Source organism: Stenotrophomonas sp. YJH_SMC_110, assembly GCF_059369255.1.
Genome location: NZ_JCAFSM010000003.1, coordinates 55368 through 71308, shown reverse-complemented (window position 1 = coordinate 71308; position 15941 = coordinate 55368). Strand labels below are relative to the sequence as shown.

Below are 15941 nucleotides of genomic sequence, written 5' to 3'. Positions count from 1 at the left end.
AGGCCGGCCCGAAGGCGGATCAGGGCGACTTGGCGAGCTTGCTGTTGCGGATGCCGTAGCCCAGGTAAATCAGCAGGCCGAGCAGCGTCCAGCCAACGAACAGGTGCCAATGCACCACGAACGCCTGCCAGAACAGGAACAGGCAGGTGGCCGCGCCGAGCGGGCAGATGATCCAGACCATCGGCACGCGGAACGGGCGGTGCAGGTCCGGCTTGGAATAGCGCAGCACCAGCACGCCGATGCAGACCGTGGCGAAGGCCAGCAGGGTGCCCATCGAGACCAGCTCGCCCAGCACGTTCAGCGGCACCAGGCCGGCCAGCGCGGCGGCGATCACGCCGACCACGATGGTGGCGACGTACGGGGTGCGGAAGCGGGCGTGGACCTTGCCGAAGAACTTCGGCAGCAGGCCGTCGCGGGAGATGGTGTAGGCGATGCGGGTCTGGCCCATCATCATCACCAGCACCACCGAGGACAGGCCGGCGATGGCGCCGACTTCCACGAACGTCTTCAGCCAGGACAGGGTCGGGTAGGGCTCCAGCGCGGTCGCCACCGGCTTGTCGGTGCCCAGCAGGTGGTACGGCATCATGCCGGTCAGCACCGCACAGACGATGATGTAGACGATCGTGCACACGGCCAGCGAGCCGAGCAGGCCGATCGGCATGTTGCGTTGCGGGTCCTTGGTCTCGCCAGCAGCGGTGGAGACCGCATCGAAGCCGATGTACGCGAAGAACACGATGGTGGCGGCGCGGAAGATACCGCTCCAGCCGAACTCACCCGGCACGCCGGTGTTTTCCGGAATGAACGGGTGCCAGTTGGCCGGGTCGATGTGGGCCGCGCCGATGCCGATGAACAGGCAGATGACGGTGACCTTGATCGCCACGATGATCGCGTTGACGAACGCCGACTGGGTCACGCCCACGTACAGCAGGCCGGATACCGCCGCCACGATCAGCACCGCCGGCAGGTTGAACAGCTTGCCGGAGGAGACGAACTCGCTGCCGGTCCAGGCGATGGGCGCGGCGCTGAGCATGTCCGGGAAGGGCATGTGCAGCGTGGTGGTGATGAAGCTGATCAGGTAGGCCGACCAGCCCACCGCGACCGAGGCCGAGGCGAACAGGTACTCCAGCACCAGGCACCAGCCGATGAACCAGGCCATGCCTTCGCCGAGGGTGGCGTAGGAATAGGAGTAGGCACTGCCGGAGACCGGCATCATCGCCGCGAACTCGGCATAGCACAGGCCTGCCAGCGCACAGGCGAAACCGGCCAGCACGAACGACAGCATCACCGCCGGGCCCGCGTGGTTGGCTGCGGCCTGGCCGGTCAGCACGAAGATGCCTGCGCCGATCACCGCACCCACGCCCAGCAGGATGAGGTGTTTAGCCGTGAGGGTCCGTTTCAACGTGGCTTCGCCGTCCAGGCTGCCTTCGATGGGTTCGCCGGCATCGACGTGCCCGGCCGGCTCGACCGGCTTGACCCTCAACAGAGCTTTCAGCATGCAGTACTTCCTAGTGATCGGATGGGGTGGGCGGCCGATACGTTGCCGGCTGCCTTGATGGTGAAGGCCGTGCGAACGGCCCGCTGTACCTTAGCCAAAGCTGAAGCCAACGCACAAGCGCAATCGCAACAATGAACGGCGATAATGAGCAGTATTTTTCCGAACCGCCCCCATTCATGAGCCAGACCGCCGAAACCCTTGCCGCGCTTGACGATCGCCTGCGCGGCCTGCTCCGGGACTACGCGCGCCGCGAACCCGCCCACGACGCCCTGGCTGCCGAATTCGGCACATTGCTGGATGATCCGGAAGATCCGTTCCGCCGCGAGCGCCTGGCCGGCCACTTCACCGCCAGCTGCTGGCTGGTCAGCGCCGATGGCCAGCGCCTGCTGCTCACCCACCATCGCAAGCTGCAGCGCTGGCTGCAGCTGGGCGGCCACGCCGACGGTGACCGCGACCTGGCCCGGGTGGCGCTGAAGGAAGCCGAGGAGGAGTCCGGTCTGAGCGGCCTGGTACTGGAAGACCCCGCCATCTTCGATCTGGACAAGCACTGGATTCCCGAGCGCAAGGATGTGCCGGGGCACTGGCACTACGACGTGCGTTTCGTGATCCGGGCGCTCGGTGGCGAGGCATTCGTGCTCAGCGAGGAATCGCTGGACCTGGCCTGGCGGCCGGTAACCGAGGTCGCGGCCGACCCGGCGTCGGATGAATCCATGCAGCGCATGGCGCGCCGCTGGCTGGCACGTTGATGCTCTCGGACGGCTGTGCCGCGTTTGTTGCGGCTCATGCCTGTGGCGAGGCGAAGCACGATGCTGCCCTTGCGATGATCAAGGCTGCATTGCCAGTCATCACATCCATCGACTGGGAGCGCGTGCCATCGCGCCTGGAGGTCCCCGGGGTGGGGCGGGAGCGGCTGGCGCAGGAGTTGAGCGCCATTGCAGATGCTGTTGGCTTGCCAAGCGAGGCTGCGTTGACGGTTGTCCAGGTGGATGGGGCGGTACCTTCGCTGGGCAGCCGCCCGCAGGACTGGCTGGTTCATGCCGAGGAGCTGGATTTCGTCGATACGCTGTTCCTGTCGATGGAAGACAGGGTTCTGATCCATTGGGACTTTTACAAGAACCTCCACGCCGTAAGGTTCTGAGGTGTTCCATCCACGCATGGCGTGGATCTACTGCGGGATAGCGCGAAACGCCAGTAGATCCACGCCATGCGTGGATGGTGCGACGCCGGAAGCAATCCGCCGGGGCATGCCCGGCGACGCCTTGCTCAATACAAGATGCGCGTCCGCAGCGTGCCTGGAATCGCGGCCAGTTCGTCGCGGACGGCGGCGGCCTGCGCCTCGCTGGCGGTGATGTCAATCACCACGTAGCCCACCTTCGGGTCGGTGCGCAGGAACTGGCCGTCGATGTTGACGTTGTGGCGCGAGAAGATCTCGTTGACCCTGGACAGCACGCCCGGCACGTTCTGGTGGATGTGCAGCAGGCGCAGGCTGTCTTCGTGTTCGGGCAGGGTCACTTCCGGGAAATTGACCGCCGACAGGGTGCTGCCGTTGTCGCTGTAGCGCACCAGCTTGGCCGCCACCTCCACGCCGATGTTGTCCTGCGCTTCCAGCGTGCTGCCGCCCACGTGCGGGGTCAGGATCACGTTGTCGTGGCGGGTCAGCGGCGATTCGAAGATATCGCCATTGCCCTTCGGTTCGACCGGGAACACGTCCAGCGCGGCACCACCGACGTGGCCGCTGGCCAGGGCCGCGTCCAGTGCATCGATGTCGACCACGGTGCCGCGCGCGGCATTGATCAGGTGCGCGCCCTTGCGCATCTTCGCCAGCTCGGTGCTGCCGATCATCCACTGCGTGGCCGGGGTCTCCGGCACGTGCAGGGTGACGATGTCGGCGCGGGCCAGCAGATCGTCCAGGCTCGCCGCGGCACGGGCATTGCCCAGCGCCAGCTTGGTTTCCACGTCGTGGAAGATCACCTGCATGCCCAGCGATTCGGCCAGCACGCCGACCTGGGTGCCGATGTGGCCATAGCCGATGATGCCCAGGGTCTTGCCACGCACCTCATGGCTGCCGCTGGCCGACTTCGACCAGCCGCCGCGATGGCATTCGGCGTTCTTCTGCGGAATGCCACGGGTCAGCATGATCGCCTCGGCGATCACCAGCTCGGCCACGCTGCGGGTATTGGAGTAGGGCGCGTTGAACACCGGGATGCCGGCCAGCTCGGCCGCGTCCAGGTCGACCTGGTTGGTGCCGATGCAGAAGCAGCCCACCGCGATCAGGCGCTTGGCCTCGGCCAGCACCTCGGCGCTGAGCTGGGTGCGCGAACGGATGCCGACGATGTGCGCCTCGGCGATGCGCGCCTTCAGTTCGTCCTCGGGCAGTGCCTTGGTGTGCGCCTCGATCTGGCTGTAGCCGGCGGCGCTGAACACCTCCACGGCGGTCTGGCTGACCCCCTCCAGCAACAGCACGCGGATATCCTGCTTGGGGAACGAGGTCTTCTTCGGCGACATGGGGCAACACGGCCAGTGGGACAGGGGCTGACCACTATGCCAGATCGAAGCGCCCATGGTGCAGTGCGCAATTGGTTGCATCCGTAGCTATCTGTATCGCTGCGGGGCTGGACGCTGGCGCGTACCGCTGGCACGCTTGCCCGTCTTCACGCACCGCGTTGGACCGTCATGACCGATTCCCGCATTGCCTCGCTGCAGCAGGCCTGTCCCGGCCTGAAGCTGAAGATCGACCCGGCTGACCTGGAGCATTACGGGCGCGACTGGACCCGGCGCTGGACGCCGGCGCCGCTGGCGATCGCACTGCCGGCCACGGTGCAAGAGGTACAGGCGGTGATGCGCTGGAGTGCGGGCGAGGGCGTGCCCGTGGTGCCGTCCGGCGGCCGTACCGGCCTTTCCGGTGGCGCGGTGGCGGCCAATGGCGAGCTGGTGCTGAGCCTGGAGCGGATGAACAAGGCGCTGGCCTACGACGCGGTCGATCGCACCCTGGTGGTGCAGGCCGGCATGCCGCTGGAGGCCGTGCACAACGCCGCGCTGGACCACGGCCTGATCTACCCGGTGGACTTCGCCGCGCGCGGGTCGTGCACGATCGGCGGCAACATCGCCACCAATGCCGGCGGCATCCGCGTGATCCGCTACGGCAACACCCGCGAGTGGATCGCCGGGCTGAAGGTGGTTACCGCCAGCGGCGAACTGCTGGAGCTCAACAAGGGCCTGATCAAGAACTCCAGCGGCTATGACTTCCGCCAGCTGCTGATCGGTTCGGAAGGCACGCTGGGCGTGATCGTCGAGGCGACAGTGAAACTCACCGATCCGCCGCCGGCCAGCAACGTGATGCTGCTGGCAGTACCCAGCTTCGAGGTGCTGATGCAGGTGTTCGCCGCGTTCCGCGCGCGCCTGCAGCTGCAGGCCTTCGAGTTCTTCACCGACCGGGCGCTGGAGCACGTGCTGGCGCATGGCGCGCAGGCACCGTTCGGCGAGGTGCATCCGTACTACGTCGTCACCGAGTTCGCGGCCAACGACGAGGCACAGGAAGCCGCGGCGATGGCGGCCTTCGAGGACTGCATGGGCAACGGCTGGGTCAGCGACGGTGTGATCAGCGCCAGCGATGCCCAGGCCGCCCAGCTGTGGCGCCTGCGCGAAGGCATCACCGAATCGCTGGCGCGCTACAAGCCTTACAAGAATGACGTCTCGGTGCGGATCTCGGCGATGCCGGCGTTTCTGGCCGAGACCCAGGCACTGATCGGGCAGGCCTACCCGCACTTCGACGTGGTCTGGTTCGGCCATATCGGCGATGGCAACCTGCACATCAACGTGCTCAAGCCGGACGACACCAGCGACGCCGACTTCGTGGCGCAGTGCGAGCACGTGACCAAGCTGCTGGCGCAGGTGCTGGCCCGCTTCGATGGCAGCATCTCGGCCGAGCACGGCATCGGACTGGTCAAGAAGGGCTACCTGGACAGCACCCGCGGCCCCGCCGAGATCGCGCTCATGAAGGCGGTCAAACGCGCGTTCGATCCCCAAGCGCGGCTGAATCCCGGCAAGCTGTTCGACGCCTGAGCCGGGCAAATCCTTCACGTACCCGTTACGCTCCACGCACCTTCACAACCGGCTTCGAACCGATGACCCGTCCGCTTCTGCTGCTCGCCCTGCTGTCCCTGCCGCTGGCCGGCTTCGCTTCCAGCTTCGCTGGCACCTCGGCCGGTTCGGCGACCGGTGCCTCCTCCGGTTCCTCGGGCAGCAGCTCGGGCGACGACAAGGTGGTGCGAGCCGCGCGCGACGATGCCGCTGCGTTCGTCGCCAGCGACGGCCAGATCCGTGGCGCCCGCCTGCAGGCCGCGCTGGTCCACCTGCGCGAGCAGAGCGCTGCCGCACAGCAACAGAGCGACCTGGAACTGGCCCGCGCGCTGCTGGCGCGTTGATGCGGGCTGCATGACCTCGGCGTCATCGCGTTCTGCAGAGCCGAGCCATGCCCGGCTGGATGCCCGGCGCACCCGGATCGCAACAGCAGCCGAGCATGGCTCGGCTCTACGGAAGCACAGCGTGCGGTGCGGGTGGATCGCCGCATTGGCATGGCTGCTCATCCCTTCCGTCCACGCGGCTGATCGGCTGCAGCTCGATCCCTCCGGTCTCGATCCGACGCAGCAGCAGCTCGCCAGCCAGACCCTGGCCGACGTGCAGTCCCTGCTGCCGGAAGGCCTGCTGCGCGCTTTGCCGGCTCAGGTGCAGGTGCGCTGGAGTGATGACCTTCCCGCCGAGGTGCACGGGCGCGCTTTCGCCGGCCGCATTACGTTGCGCCGCACCCTGCTGGATGACGGCATGCCCGGCAACCGCCGCGCGCGCCGCAGTGCGCTGGTGCATGAACTGACCCACGTCGCCGACCGTGGCGGTGCGAACTGGTCGCAGAGCGTGCGATGGCGTGACCTTGCGGGCTGGCAGCGCAGGCCCTGGCACCTCGGCCGGGGCGATAACGATTTCCGTGATCGCAGCCCGGATGTCTATGAACTGGCGAACCCGGCCGAGTACCTGGCCGTGAATGCCGAGCATTTCGTGCTCGACGGCGAGTTCGCCTGCCGGCGGCCCGCGTTGGCGCAGTGGTACCAGGCGCATTTCGGAACACCACCGTCGCTGCCACGGCCGCGGTGCGCCACGACGCTGCCCCTGCTGCAGGCCGAATCGGAGGAGGGCGCTGCATCGCTGCTGCAGTTCGACCCGGCGCGCGTCTACGCGGTGGACTACCTGTTCGCCGAAGGCAGTGCGCAGCCGATGAGTCGCTGGGGCCACAGCATGCTGCGGCTGGTGGTCTGCAAGCCGGGCCGCGTACCTGGGCCGGACTGCCGCCTGGACCTGGAGTACCACCGCGTGCTGTCGTTCCGCGCGTTCGTGGGCGACGTGCAGATATCCAACTGGCGTGGCCTGACCGGCGGCTATCCGTCGCGGCTGTTCGTGCTGCCCCTGCAGCAGGTGGTGGACGAGTACACCAAGGTCGAGCTGCGCGGGCTGCAGTCGCTGCCGCTGCAGCTGGGCCGCAGCGAAATCGCCAGCCTGCTCGAGCGCACCGCGCAGGTGCACTGGAGCTATGACGGGCGCTATTACTTCGTCAGCAACAACTGCGCGGTGGAAACCGCCAAGCTGCTGCAGGCCGGGGTGCCGCGCCTTGGCGAGGCGGGCCTGGCCCAACTGAGTCCGCGCGGCCTGAAGCGGCGACTGGTGCGGCTGGATGTGCTCGACGAGAGGGTACTGGCGGACCGCACTGCAGCGCAGGCGCAGGGCTACTACTTCGCCTCGGCGCGCGACCACTACCAGCAGTTGTTCGCAGTGGCCGCGGCTCAGCTGGCCTTGCCCGCTCGTGATGTGCGCGGCTGGTTGAAGCTGTCTGCACAGCAACGCGCACCGTGGCTGCTGCAGGGTGACCTGCGTGCCAGTGCCGGCCTGTTGCTGCTGGAACAGGCCGCGCAGCGGCGCGCCGAGCTGCGCGCACGCGATGTGCTCAAGCGGCAGCTGCTGGCCGCACCGGACAGCGCTGAAACGCGCAGCCTGCGCGGGTTGCTGGAGCAGAGCGGGCAGTGGCTGCGCCCGGGGACGCTGCTGCAGGATGACGGCTATGGATTGCCGCTGGGCGACGAGCAGGCGCTGCTGTCCGCGGCCGTGGCCACTGCCAGTGCGCAGGCGGTCCCGGCGTGGCAGGCATTGCGTGGCCAGCTGCGCCAGCAGCTGCCGATCCGCCAGCGCGAGGAAATGGATGCGATCGACGCCAATCTGGCCGCACTCGGTGCACACCTGCGTACGCAGGCAGCCCGCCCGGCTACTGGCGCGGCAGTTCGATGACGAAGCGGCTGCCGCCGGCGCTGCCCTGGATGCAGTAGACGCGGCCACCGTGCGCGTCGGCGATGGCCTTGACCACCGCCAGGCCGAGCCCGCTGCCGCCGCCCTGTCGCGAACGCGAACCGTCGCCACGCATGAACGGGGTGAAGATATCCGCGTGCAGTTCCGGGTCGATGCCCGGACCCTCGTCTTCGATCGCCACCTGCACGTGGCCGGGCGTGTCATGCACTGCAATCCGCACCTTGCCCGGGCTGGCATAGCGCCGCGCGTTCTCCAGCAGCGCCAGCAATGCCTGGCGCAGGCGGGTCGGGTCGCAGTGCGCGTTGTGTTCCTCGCGGCTGGTTTCCAGCTCCAGCACGAAGCCGGCGGCGCGGAACTGTGGATCGACCAGGGTCATCACCGAATGCACCTCGGCCACCACGTCGGTGCGCGCGCGACGCACGTCCAGCCGCGCGTTGTCGGACAGGCTCAGCACGCGCAGGTCCTCGATCAGCCGTGACAGCCCTTCGACCTGGGCCAGCAGGCTGCGGAACTGCGACTCGTCTGGCTGGAACACACCCTCTGCCAGCCCCTGCAGGCGGCCACGCAGGATCGTCACCGGCGTGCGCAGCTCATGGGCGATGGCCGCGTGCCACATCGCGCGCTCGCTCTCCATGTGCTGCAGGCGGCGCGCCATCGCATTGAAGTCCTCGACCAGGGTCGCCACTTCGCCCGGCGAATTTTCCTCGACGCTGGCGCGTGCACCCAGGTCGCCGCCCGCGAGCGCACGCACGCTGTCCACCAGCGAATTCAGCGGCGACAGGATGCGGTGGGCGAGGCGGAACGAGGCGGCGATGGCCAGCGCCAGCCCGGTCAGGATCACGCCCACCATCCATGCCAGTTCCGGGCCGGTCGGCAGCCAGCTTTCCGGCTCCTCTGCACTGCCGGGGAAGAACTCGACCAGCACCGCGTACAGCAGCCACGATGACAGGATCATCATCACGATGACGCCGATCACCATCAGCGACATCGAAACGATGATGTGGCGGCTCAGCCCGGAGCGGCGCAGGGAGGGCATCAGCGATCGGCCATCAGCCGGTAGCCGACGCCACGCACGCTGGCTGGGACGTTGACCATGCCCACTTCATCCAGCTTGCGGCGCAGCTTGCTGACATGGCTGTCGACGGTGCGCTCCAGTGCTTCGCTTTCCGGCAGGCATTCGTGCATCAGCTCGCTGCGGCTGAAGATGCGCGTCGGCGCCAGCGCCATGCAGTGCAGCAGCTTGAACTCGGTGAGGGTGAGCAGCACTTCGTGGCTGTAGCCTTCGCCCTCCACGTGCACCGCGTGGGTGGCCGAGTCGATCAGCAGCGGGCCGACGCGCAACGCGGTGGGTGCGTCCACGCGCGCGGCGCGCAGCGTGCGCCGCAGTACGGCGCGCACGCGCGCGGCCACCTCGGCCGGGTTGAAGGGCTTGACCACGTAGTCATCAGCGCCCATCCGCAGCGCGGTCAGCTTGTCCAGGTCCTGGTCCAGTGCGGTCAGCATGATCACCGGCGTCTCGCCGCGCTGGCGCAGCTGGGTCAGCACGCTCCAGCCGTCCAGGCGCGGCAGCTGCACATCGAGCAGGACCAGGTCGGGCCGGGCGCTGCGGTGCAGGTCCAGTGCGCTGTGGCCATCGGCGGCGCGCAGCGTGCGCAGTCCTTCGCGTTCCAGGTAGGCGCAGAGAATGTCAGCGATCTCGGCCTCATCCTCGACGATCAGGACGAGGGCGGCGAGGGCAGGGGAGGCATGCATGCAGGGGCGGGGCCGTAAGGTGCTTGCCTCCATCGTATCTCCACAGTTCCTCCATCGAAACCCCATCATCGCCACGCAGACTGCGCGCTTCAGAACCTATCCCCCGCCTGCGCGGCATTGTGCACAGCAATGAGAACCTTCAGGACTCCGGTCGCGTTGATCGCGGCCCTCGCCTTGGCCATGACGGCCTGCTCCACTCCCGAAGCCACCCCCGAGGCGGCGCCGCGCGTCAGCGTGATCAGCGTCGGCCCGCAGGTGGTGCAACGTGACGACGAACTGCCAGGCCGCGTCGCGGCGGTGCGCACCGCGCAGATCCGCGCACAGGTGGGCGGCATCGTGCAGCGGCGCCTGTTCGACCAGGGGGCGGAAGTCAGTGTCGGCCAGGCCTTGTTCCAGATTGACCCGGCAGCGTTCCGGGCCGACGTCGATTCGGCGCTGGCCGCACTGCAGCGCAGTGAGGCGGCGTTGGGCCGCAGTCGCGTGCAGTCGCAGCGCCTGCACGCCCTGGCTGCCGCGCAGGCGGTCAGCCAGCAGCATCGGGACGACGCCAGCGCCGAGTACGAGCAGGCACGCGCGGCAGTGAATGAAGCGCGCGCGATCCTGTCCCGTCGCCAGCTCGACCTGCGCTATGCCACGGTCAGCGCACCGATTGCCGGCCGTATCGATCAGGCATTGGTGACCGAAGGTGCGCTGGTCGGCGTGGCCGATGCCGAGCCGATGGCCGTGGTACAGCAGATCGACCAGGTCTACGTGGATGTGCGCCAGCCGGCGGCACAGCTGGAGTCGCTGCAGCGCAGTGCGGCCGGCGGCGACAAGCTGCCGGTGACCATCATCGGTGCCGCCGGCAAGCCGCTGCCCGAGCGTGGCCAGCTGCTGTTCTCCGGTATCAATGTCGATGCACGGACGGGTGATGTGATCCTGCGCATCCTGGTGGACAACCCGCGGCGGCAGCTGCTGCCCGGCATGTATGTGCGCGCGAGGGTGCCGCGGGGTGCCCCGGCCAGCGCGTTGACCGTGCCACAGCAGGCGGTGCTGCGCAGCGCCGGTGGCCAGGCCTATGCCTGGGTGATCGGCGCCGACGGCAGGGCGGTGATCCGCACGCTGGAGGTGGACGGCAGCGTCGATCGCCAGTGGCTGGTGCGCGCGGGCCTGAAGGCCGGCGAGAAAGTGGTGGTCGAGGGCCAGGAGCGCCTGCAGGAAGGCGTGGTGGTCGATGCGCGCGACTGGCAGAAGCCGGTCGCCAGCGCCGGTGCGGTGCAGGCCGGCAGCAAGGGCTGAGCCTTTACCGGGACAGCCCCTCCAGGAAAATCCAACATGGCACGTTTCTTCATCGATCGCCCGGTGTTCGCCTGGGTGCTGGCGATCTTCATCATCCTGGCCGGCGCGCTGGCGATTCCGCGCCTGGCCGTGGAGCGCTATCCGGCGGTCGCGCCGCCCAGCGTCAGCATCTATGCCAGCTACCCGGGTGCGAGCCCGCAGACGTTGAACGATGCGGTGGTCGGCCTGATCGAGCGCGAGCTGTCCAGCGTCAAGCATCTGCTTTACTTCGAATCGTCGGTGGACACCTCCGGCGAAGCCTCGATCACCGCCACCTTCAAGCCCGGCACCAATCCGGAACTGGCGCAGGTGGACGTGCAGAACCGGATCAAGGCGATCGAGCCGCGCCTTCCGCGCAGCGTGCGGCAGAACGGCCTGTTCGTGGAGGCCGCCGATTCCGGCTTCCTGATGCTGGTCGGCCTGCGTTCGCCGGATGCCAGCGTCAGCGAGGCCGCGCTGGGCGATTTCATGGCGCGCAACATCATCGAAGAGCTGCGCCGCATCGATGGCGTCGGTCGCGTGCAGTTGTTCGGTGCCGAGCAGGCGATGCGCGTGTGGCTGGACCCGACCCGGTTGACCGGGTACGGCCTGACCATGGGCGATGTGGCCACTGCCATCGAGCAGCAGAACCTGGAGATCTCGCCGGGGCGCATCGGTGATTCGCCGGGTGTTCCAGGCCAGCGCATCACCGTGCCGCTCAGCGCCGACGGCCAGTTGTCCACGCCGGAACAGTTCGCGGCGATCGTACTGCGCGCCGGGGCCGACGGTTCACGGGTGGTGCTGGGTGATGTCGCCCGCGTCGAACTGGGCGCGCAGAGCTATGCCTGGGGCACCCGCGAGGACGGCCATCCGGCCACCGCCGCCGGGGTGCAGCTGCGGCCGGGCGCGAATGCGGTGCGCACGGCGTCGGCGGTCCGTGAGCGCATGGCCGAGCTGGCGCCGCTGTTGCCGCGCGGCGTGGAGGCGAGCATCCCGTTCGACACCGCGCCGTTCGTGAAGATCTCGATCCAGAAGGTGGTGCAGACGCTGCTGGAGGCGATGCTGCTGGTGTTCGCGGTGATGTACCTGTTCCTGCAGAACTGGCGCTACACGCTGATTCCGGCGCTGGTTGCACCGATCGCGCTGCTCGGTACCTTCGCGGTGATGCTGGCACTGGGCTTCTCGATCAACGTGCTGACCATGTTCGGCATGGTGCTGGCGATCGGCATCATCGTCGACGACGCGATCGTGGTGGTCGAGGGCGTGGAGCGGATCATGGCCGAGGAGGGCCTGCCGCCGCGCGAGGCGACCATCAAGGCGATGCGCGAGCTGACCGGCGCGGTGATCGGCATCACCCTGGTGCTGACCGCGGTGTTCATTCCGATGGCCTTGGCCAGCGGCTCGGTGGGCGCGATCTACCGCCAGTTCACCGTGGCGATGGCGGTGTCGATCCTGTTTTCGGCGCTGCTGGCACTGAGCCTGACACCGGCGCTGTGCGCGACCCTGCTGCGCCCGAACACCCACGGCCATCATGGTCGTGGCGGGCTGTTCGGCGCCTTCAATCGTGGCTTCGAGGCGTTGACCGGGCGCTACCAGCGTGGCGTGGCCTCCGTGCTGCAGCGAAGCGGCCGGGTGATGGGCGTGTTCGCCGCGCTGGTGGCGGCGCTGCTGCTGGGCCTGCACTGGCTGCCGGGCGCGTTCCTGCCGGAAGAGGACCAGGGCTATTTCATGACCTCGATCCAGCTGCCGGCCGAAGCCACCGCCGAACGCACGCTGGCGGTGGTCGAAGCCTACGAACGGCACGTGGCCTCGCGCCCGGGCATCGGCTCCAACCAGTCGATCCTCGGTTACAGCTTCTCCGGTTCCGGCCCGAGCGCGGCGCTGACCTACACCATGCTGAAGGACTGGGGCGAGCGTGCTGGCGCCACCGCGGCCGGCGAGGTGGAGGCCGCGCAGCAGGCGATGGCCACGGTTGCCGAGGGCGAGGTGATGAGCGTGATGCCGCCGGCGATCGACAGCCTGGGCCGTTCGTCCGGGTTCTCGCTGGCCCTGCAGGCGCGTACCGGGCAGAGCCAGGCCGAGCTGCGCGCGGCCCTGCAGCAGCTGCTGAAGCTGGCCGACGCCAGTCCGCTGCTGTCGGAGGTGCATGCCGATGGCCTGCCGGCAGGTACCAGCGTGCGGCTGGACATTGATCGCGCCAAGGCCGAGGCGATGGGCGTGGGCTTCGAGCACATCAGCAGCACGCTGTCAGCGGCGATGGGCTCGCAGTACGTCAATGATTTCCCCAACAAGGGCCGGTTGCAGCAGGTGATCCTGCAGGCCGACGCGCCGCATCGCATGGAACTGGAGGACGTGCTGAATCTGTACGTGCGCAACAGCGAGGGCGGCATGGTGGCGTTGTCGGAACTGGTGACCCCGCACTGGACCGAGGCGCCGCTGCAGCTGCAGCGCTACCTCGGCTTCCCGGCGTTGAATCTGTCCGGCGCACCGGCCTCCGGCGTGTCGACCGGCCAGGCCATGGCGGAGATGGAGCGGTTGGCCGGGAAGCTGCCGTCCGGTTTTGCCCTGCAGTGGACCAGCCAGTCGCTGCAGGAGCGTGAGTCGGGGGCGCAGGCGCCGTGGCTGCTGTTGTTGTCGATGCTGGTGGTGTTCCTGGTGCTGGCGGCGCTGTACGAGAGCTGGTCGATTCCGCTGGCGGTGATGCTGGTGGTGCCACTCGGCCTGCTCGGTGCGGTCGCCGCGGTGCTGTTGCGTGGCATGCCCAACGATGTGTTCTTCAAGGTCGGCATGATCACCGTGATCGGGCTGTCTGCGAAGAACGCGATCCTCATTGTCGAGTTCGCGCGGCAGCTGCAGCAGCAGGGGCGCGGCCTGGTCGAGGCGGCATTGGAGGCAGCCAGGCTGCGCCTGCGCCCGATCGTGATGACCTCGCTGGCATTCGCGCTGGGCGTGGTGCCGCTGATGCTGGCGCAGGGCGCGTCGAAGGAAACCCAGCAGGCGATTGGAACCGGTGTGTTCGGCGGCATGGTCAGTGCGACCGTGCTGGCGGTGTTCTTCGTGCCGGTCTTCTATGTAGTGGTGCAGGGCGCGCGGCAGTGGATCGCGCAGCGCCTGCGCAGGCGCCGGCCGATGCCGGGAGGAACCGTGGATGGAACGGAACATCGTTGAAGATCTGCATGAGCAGCAGTTGATGGCGCTGGAGCAGCGCCTGTGCGCTGCGCTGCTGGAAAATGACCACGATGCGTTGAACGCGCTGGTATCGCCGGCCTTGTTCATGATGGAAGGCCACGGCGGCCGCATGCTCGATCTGCCATGGCTGGGCGATTGGCTGGCCGGCAGCCTGCAGGTGCGAAGCCTGCAGCTGCACGCGGTGGAGACGCTGCTGTGTGGCCGCCTGGCGTTGCTGTCCAGCGACGTGCGGTTGTCCGTGTCGCGGCAGGGCCGGGAGCGTGAAGTGAAGCTGCGCCTGCTGCGGGTCTGGACCTGCAGTTCCGCCGGCAGCGGTGCGCAGCTGTTGTCGATGGCGGTACTGGCCGCGTGAGTACGGTCAGGCCGCTTTCAGGCCGCGCTCACCGGCAGGTGGTAGGGTCGAAGGTCTCTGTAGTGTCGACAAGGAGTCGAGCCATGCGTGTAGTTCCCAGTCTGTTGGCAGCCTCGCTCGGGTTGGTGCTGGCCGCGTGCCAGCCGGCCCAGGCACCCGCTGCGGGCGGCACCGATGCCGCGCCGCCGGCGGCGCCCGAACCGGCTGCCAGCACCAGCGCCGGTACCGGCAGCGAGACCACGTACCAGTGTGGTGATCTGAGCGTGCGCGCGACTTTCAATGGCGAGGATGCGGCCACGGTGGTGATCGGCGAACGTACCTTCGCCATGACCTCCGAACGTGCGGCGTCGGGTGCCAGGTACGGTGATGGCCAGGGCAACAGCTTCTGGACCAAGGGCAGCGATGACGGCCTGTTGAGCCTGAAGGGCGAGGCGGACCGCGAGTGCCATGCGGTCGAAGCGACCGAAGGCGATGGCAGCGCGGGCACGGCCGCGTTCCGCGCCACGGGCAACGAGCCGGGCTGGTTGGCGGTCGTCGATGGCGACGCGCCGGGCCTGCGGGTGGAAGTTGACTATGGCGAGCGTCGCTTCGACGTCGCCACGCCCACCGAAGGTGCTGACGGTTGGAGTGGCAAGGCGTCCGACGGTACCGACGTCAAGCTCAGCTTCCAGCGCACCACCTGCCAGGACGACATGAGCGGCGAGTCGTTCGATGCCAAGGTGAACCTGACCATCGGCACCCGCCAGTACCACGGCTGCGGCAACTTCGGTGCGAAGCAGCCGTAAGCCTTCTGTAGAGCCGAGCCCACGCTCGGCTCTACACGATCGCTACATCCGATGCGCTGCCCGCTGCCTGCGGCGAGCACGCCGCAAGCAGGGACAGGCAGCCGATCAGCGCAAGGCGCTTAGTCGGCGCGGCCGGCGAATTCGCCGGTGGCGGTGTTCACCAGCACGCGTTCGCCGTTGACGATGTATTCCGGCACCATGATCTCGATGCCGGTGTTGAGTTTGGCCGGCTTCGGGCGCTTGGTGGCAGTGCCGCCCTTCAGTTCCGGCGGGGTCTCGATCACTTCCAGCACCACCGAGGCCGGCAGCTGGATCGCCACCGGCTGCTCGTCGATCACCTGCACGTAGATGCCGGTCAGGCCGTCGGTGATGTAGCCGGCGTCGTCGCCGATCACGTCCGCGTCCAGGGTGTAGGGCGTGTAGTCCTCGTCATCGAGGAACACGAAGGCATCGCCGTCCTTGTACGAATAGGTGGACTGGCGGCGCAGCAGTTCGACCTCGACCAGGTTGTCGTCGGCATCGAAGCTGGCGTCGAGCTTGTTGCCGCCCGGCACGCTGTACATGATGAAGCGGAAGCGGACGTTGCCGCCGCGACCCTGCGGCGAGCTGCGCTCGATGTCGCGGATCTGGTACACGCCGTTGTTGTACTCGACGACGTTGCCCTTCTTGATGTCGTTGGCTTTCATGGTGATCTAGGTCGTTGGGGGAGGGCGCCGTCCCGGCG

The 15941-nt window shown here is 67.9% G+C and carries 14 protein-coding genes; 9 read left to right on the top strand and 5 right to left on the bottom strand.

The features are described from left to right. Window positions 1-19: 19 nt before the first annotated feature. Window positions 20-1495 carry an amino acid permease gene (locus tag AC5P6H_RS07385; protein WP_014646972.1) on the bottom strand — a complete coding sequence of 492 codons (1476 nt, stop codon included), beginning with the start codon at window positions 1493-1495 and terminating at the stop codon, window positions 20-22. 131 nt (window positions 1496-1626) lie between these two features. Between AC5P6H_RS07385 and AC5P6H_RS07380 the strand changes: the two genes are divergently transcribed. Together AC5P6H_RS07380 and AC5P6H_RS07375 are read left to right on the top strand one after the other, a co-directional pair. Continuing rightward, complete coding sequence (locus tag AC5P6H_RS07380) at window positions 1627-2241, top strand: NUDIX hydrolase (RefSeq protein WP_197606707.1); 615 nt, start codon at window positions 1627-1629, stop codon at window positions 2239-2241. Beyond that, on the top strand, window positions 2241-2633 hold the full coding sequence (locus tag AC5P6H_RS07375) for a hypothetical protein (RefSeq protein WP_197606709.1): 393 nt from the start codon (window positions 2241-2243) through the stop codon (window positions 2631-2633). The genes AC5P6H_RS07380 and AC5P6H_RS07375 overlap by 1 nt, the downstream gene beginning before the upstream one ends. Before the next feature lie 125 nt (window positions 2634-2758). Here the strand turns inward: AC5P6H_RS07375 and serA are convergent, their stop codons facing one another. Then, entirely contained in the window at window positions 2759-4000 is a 1242-nt protein-coding gene (gene serA / locus AC5P6H_RS07370; protein ID WP_005416356.1) for a phosphoglycerate dehydrogenase, read from the bottom strand. Window positions 4001-4168: 168 nt separating this feature from the next. Between serA and AC5P6H_RS07365 the strand changes: the two genes are divergently transcribed. From AC5P6H_RS07365 to AC5P6H_RS07355, 3 genes are all read left to right on the top strand, one after another. After that, on the top strand, window positions 4169-5557 hold the full coding sequence (locus AC5P6H_RS07365; protein WP_495202436.1) for an FAD-binding oxidoreductase: 1389 nt from the start codon (window positions 4169-4171) through the stop codon (window positions 5555-5557). Between the two features lie 62 nt (window positions 5558-5619). Further along, window positions 5620-5919 carry a DUF2388 domain-containing protein gene (locus AC5P6H_RS07360; RefSeq protein WP_014646975.1) on the top strand — a complete coding sequence of 100 codons (300 nt, stop codon included), beginning with the start codon at window positions 5620-5622 and terminating at the stop codon, window positions 5917-5919. Window positions 5920-5929: 10 nt separating this feature from the next. Then, entirely contained in the window at window positions 5930-7825 is a 1896-nt protein-coding gene (locus AC5P6H_RS07355) for a DUF7844 domain-containing protein (protein ID WP_495202435.1), read from the top strand. Here AC5P6H_RS07355 and AC5P6H_RS07350 read toward each other — a convergent pair. Continuing rightward, window positions 7803-8879 (bottom strand): ATP-binding protein, encoded by a 1077-nt coding sequence (locus tag AC5P6H_RS07350; RefSeq protein WP_495202434.1) that lies wholly within the window; start codon window positions 8877-8879, stop codon window positions 7803-7805. The genes AC5P6H_RS07355 and AC5P6H_RS07350 overlap by 23 nt on opposite strands. Next, complete coding sequence (locus tag AC5P6H_RS07345) at window positions 8879-9595, bottom strand: response regulator (protein WP_014646978.1); 717 nt, start codon at window positions 9593-9595, stop codon at window positions 8879-8881. Before AC5P6H_RS07345 ends, AC5P6H_RS07350 begins: the two co-directional genes overlap by 1 nt. A gap of 129 nt (window positions 9596-9724) precedes the next feature. Between AC5P6H_RS07345 and AC5P6H_RS07340 the strand changes: the two genes are divergently transcribed. From AC5P6H_RS07340 to AC5P6H_RS07325, 4 genes are all read left to right on the top strand, one after another. Next, window positions 9725-10873, top strand: coding sequence for an efflux RND transporter periplasmic adaptor subunit (locus tag AC5P6H_RS07340; protein WP_126412060.1), 1149 nt, complete (start codon window positions 9725-9727; stop codon window positions 10871-10873). Window positions 10874-10909: 36 nt separating this feature from the next. Then, window positions 10910-14059, top strand: coding sequence for a multidrug efflux RND transporter permease subunit (locus AC5P6H_RS07335; RefSeq protein WP_329768623.1), 3150 nt, complete (start codon window positions 10910-10912; stop codon window positions 14057-14059). After that, the gene (locus tag AC5P6H_RS07330; protein WP_046429967.1) at window positions 14040-14432 is read left to right on the top strand and encodes a nuclear transport factor 2 family protein; all 393 of its coding nucleotides are present in this window, start codon (window positions 14040-14042) and stop codon (window positions 14430-14432) included. The genes AC5P6H_RS07335 and AC5P6H_RS07330 overlap by 20 nt, the downstream gene beginning before the upstream one ends. An 83-nt stretch (window positions 14433-14515) precedes the next feature. After that, the gene (locus AC5P6H_RS07325; protein ID WP_169411791.1) at window positions 14516-15217 is read left to right on the top strand and encodes a COG3650 family protein; all 702 of its coding nucleotides are present in this window, start codon (window positions 14516-14518) and stop codon (window positions 15215-15217) included. A gap of 119 nt (window positions 15218-15336) precedes the next feature. On the opposite strand, the gene yeiP is transcribed toward AC5P6H_RS07325, so the two are convergent. Beyond that, window positions 15337-15903 carry an elongation factor P-like protein YeiP gene (yeiP, locus tag AC5P6H_RS07320; RefSeq protein ID WP_005409468.1) on the bottom strand — a complete coding sequence of 189 codons (567 nt, stop codon included), beginning with the start codon at window positions 15901-15903 and terminating at the stop codon, window positions 15337-15339. Between the last annotated feature and the right edge of the window lie 38 nt (window positions 15904-15941).

What these genes read in the sequence shown, in the direction of transcription:
- AC5P6H_RS07385 (WP_014646972.1), bottom strand. Translation starts at nt 1,495, where the DNA reads ATGCTGAAAGCTCTGTTGAGGGTCAAGCCGGTCGAGCCGGCCGGGCAC.
- AC5P6H_RS07380 (WP_197606707.1), top strand. Translation starts at nt 1,627, where the DNA reads ATGAACGGCGATAATGAGCAGTATTTTTCCGAACCGCCCCCATTCATG.
- AC5P6H_RS07375 (WP_197606709.1), top strand. Translation starts at nt 2,241, where the DNA reads ATGCTCTCGGACGGCTGTGCCGCGTTTGTTGCGGCTCATGCCTGTGGC.
- serA (WP_005416356.1), bottom strand. Translation starts at nt 4,000, where the DNA reads ATGTCGCCGAAGAAGACCTCGTTCCCCAAGCAGGATATCCGCGTGCTG.
- AC5P6H_RS07365 (WP_495202436.1), top strand. Translation starts at nt 4,169, where the DNA reads ATGACCGATTCCCGCATTGCCTCGCTGCAGCAGGCCTGTCCCGGCCTG.
- AC5P6H_RS07360 (WP_014646975.1), top strand. Translation starts at nt 5,620, where the DNA reads ATGACCCGTCCGCTTCTGCTGCTCGCCCTGCTGTCCCTGCCGCTGGCC.
- AC5P6H_RS07355 (WP_495202435.1), top strand. Translation starts at nt 5,930, where the DNA reads ATGACCTCGGCGTCATCGCGTTCTGCAGAGCCGAGCCATGCCCGGCTG.
- AC5P6H_RS07350 (WP_495202434.1), bottom strand. Translation starts at nt 8,879, where the DNA reads ATGCCCTCCCTGCGCCGCTCCGGGCTGAGCCGCCACATCATCGTTTCG.
- AC5P6H_RS07345 (WP_014646978.1), bottom strand. Translation starts at nt 9,595, where the DNA reads ATGCATGCCTCCCCTGCCCTCGCCGCCCTCGTCCTGATCGTCGAGGAT.
- AC5P6H_RS07340 (WP_126412060.1), top strand. Translation starts at nt 9,725, where the DNA reads ATGAGAACCTTCAGGACTCCGGTCGCGTTGATCGCGGCCCTCGCCTTG.
- AC5P6H_RS07335 (WP_329768623.1), top strand. Translation starts at nt 10,910, where the DNA reads ATGGCACGTTTCTTCATCGATCGCCCGGTGTTCGCCTGGGTGCTGGCG.
- AC5P6H_RS07330 (WP_046429967.1), top strand. Translation starts at nt 14,040, where the DNA reads ATGGAACGGAACATCGTTGAAGATCTGCATGAGCAGCAGTTGATGGCG.
- AC5P6H_RS07325 (WP_169411791.1), top strand. Translation starts at nt 14,516, where the DNA reads ATGCGTGTAGTTCCCAGTCTGTTGGCAGCCTCGCTCGGGTTGGTGCTG.
- yeiP (WP_005409468.1), bottom strand. Translation starts at nt 15,903, where the DNA reads ATGAAAGCCAACGACATCAAGAAGGGCAACGTCGTCGAGTACAACAAC.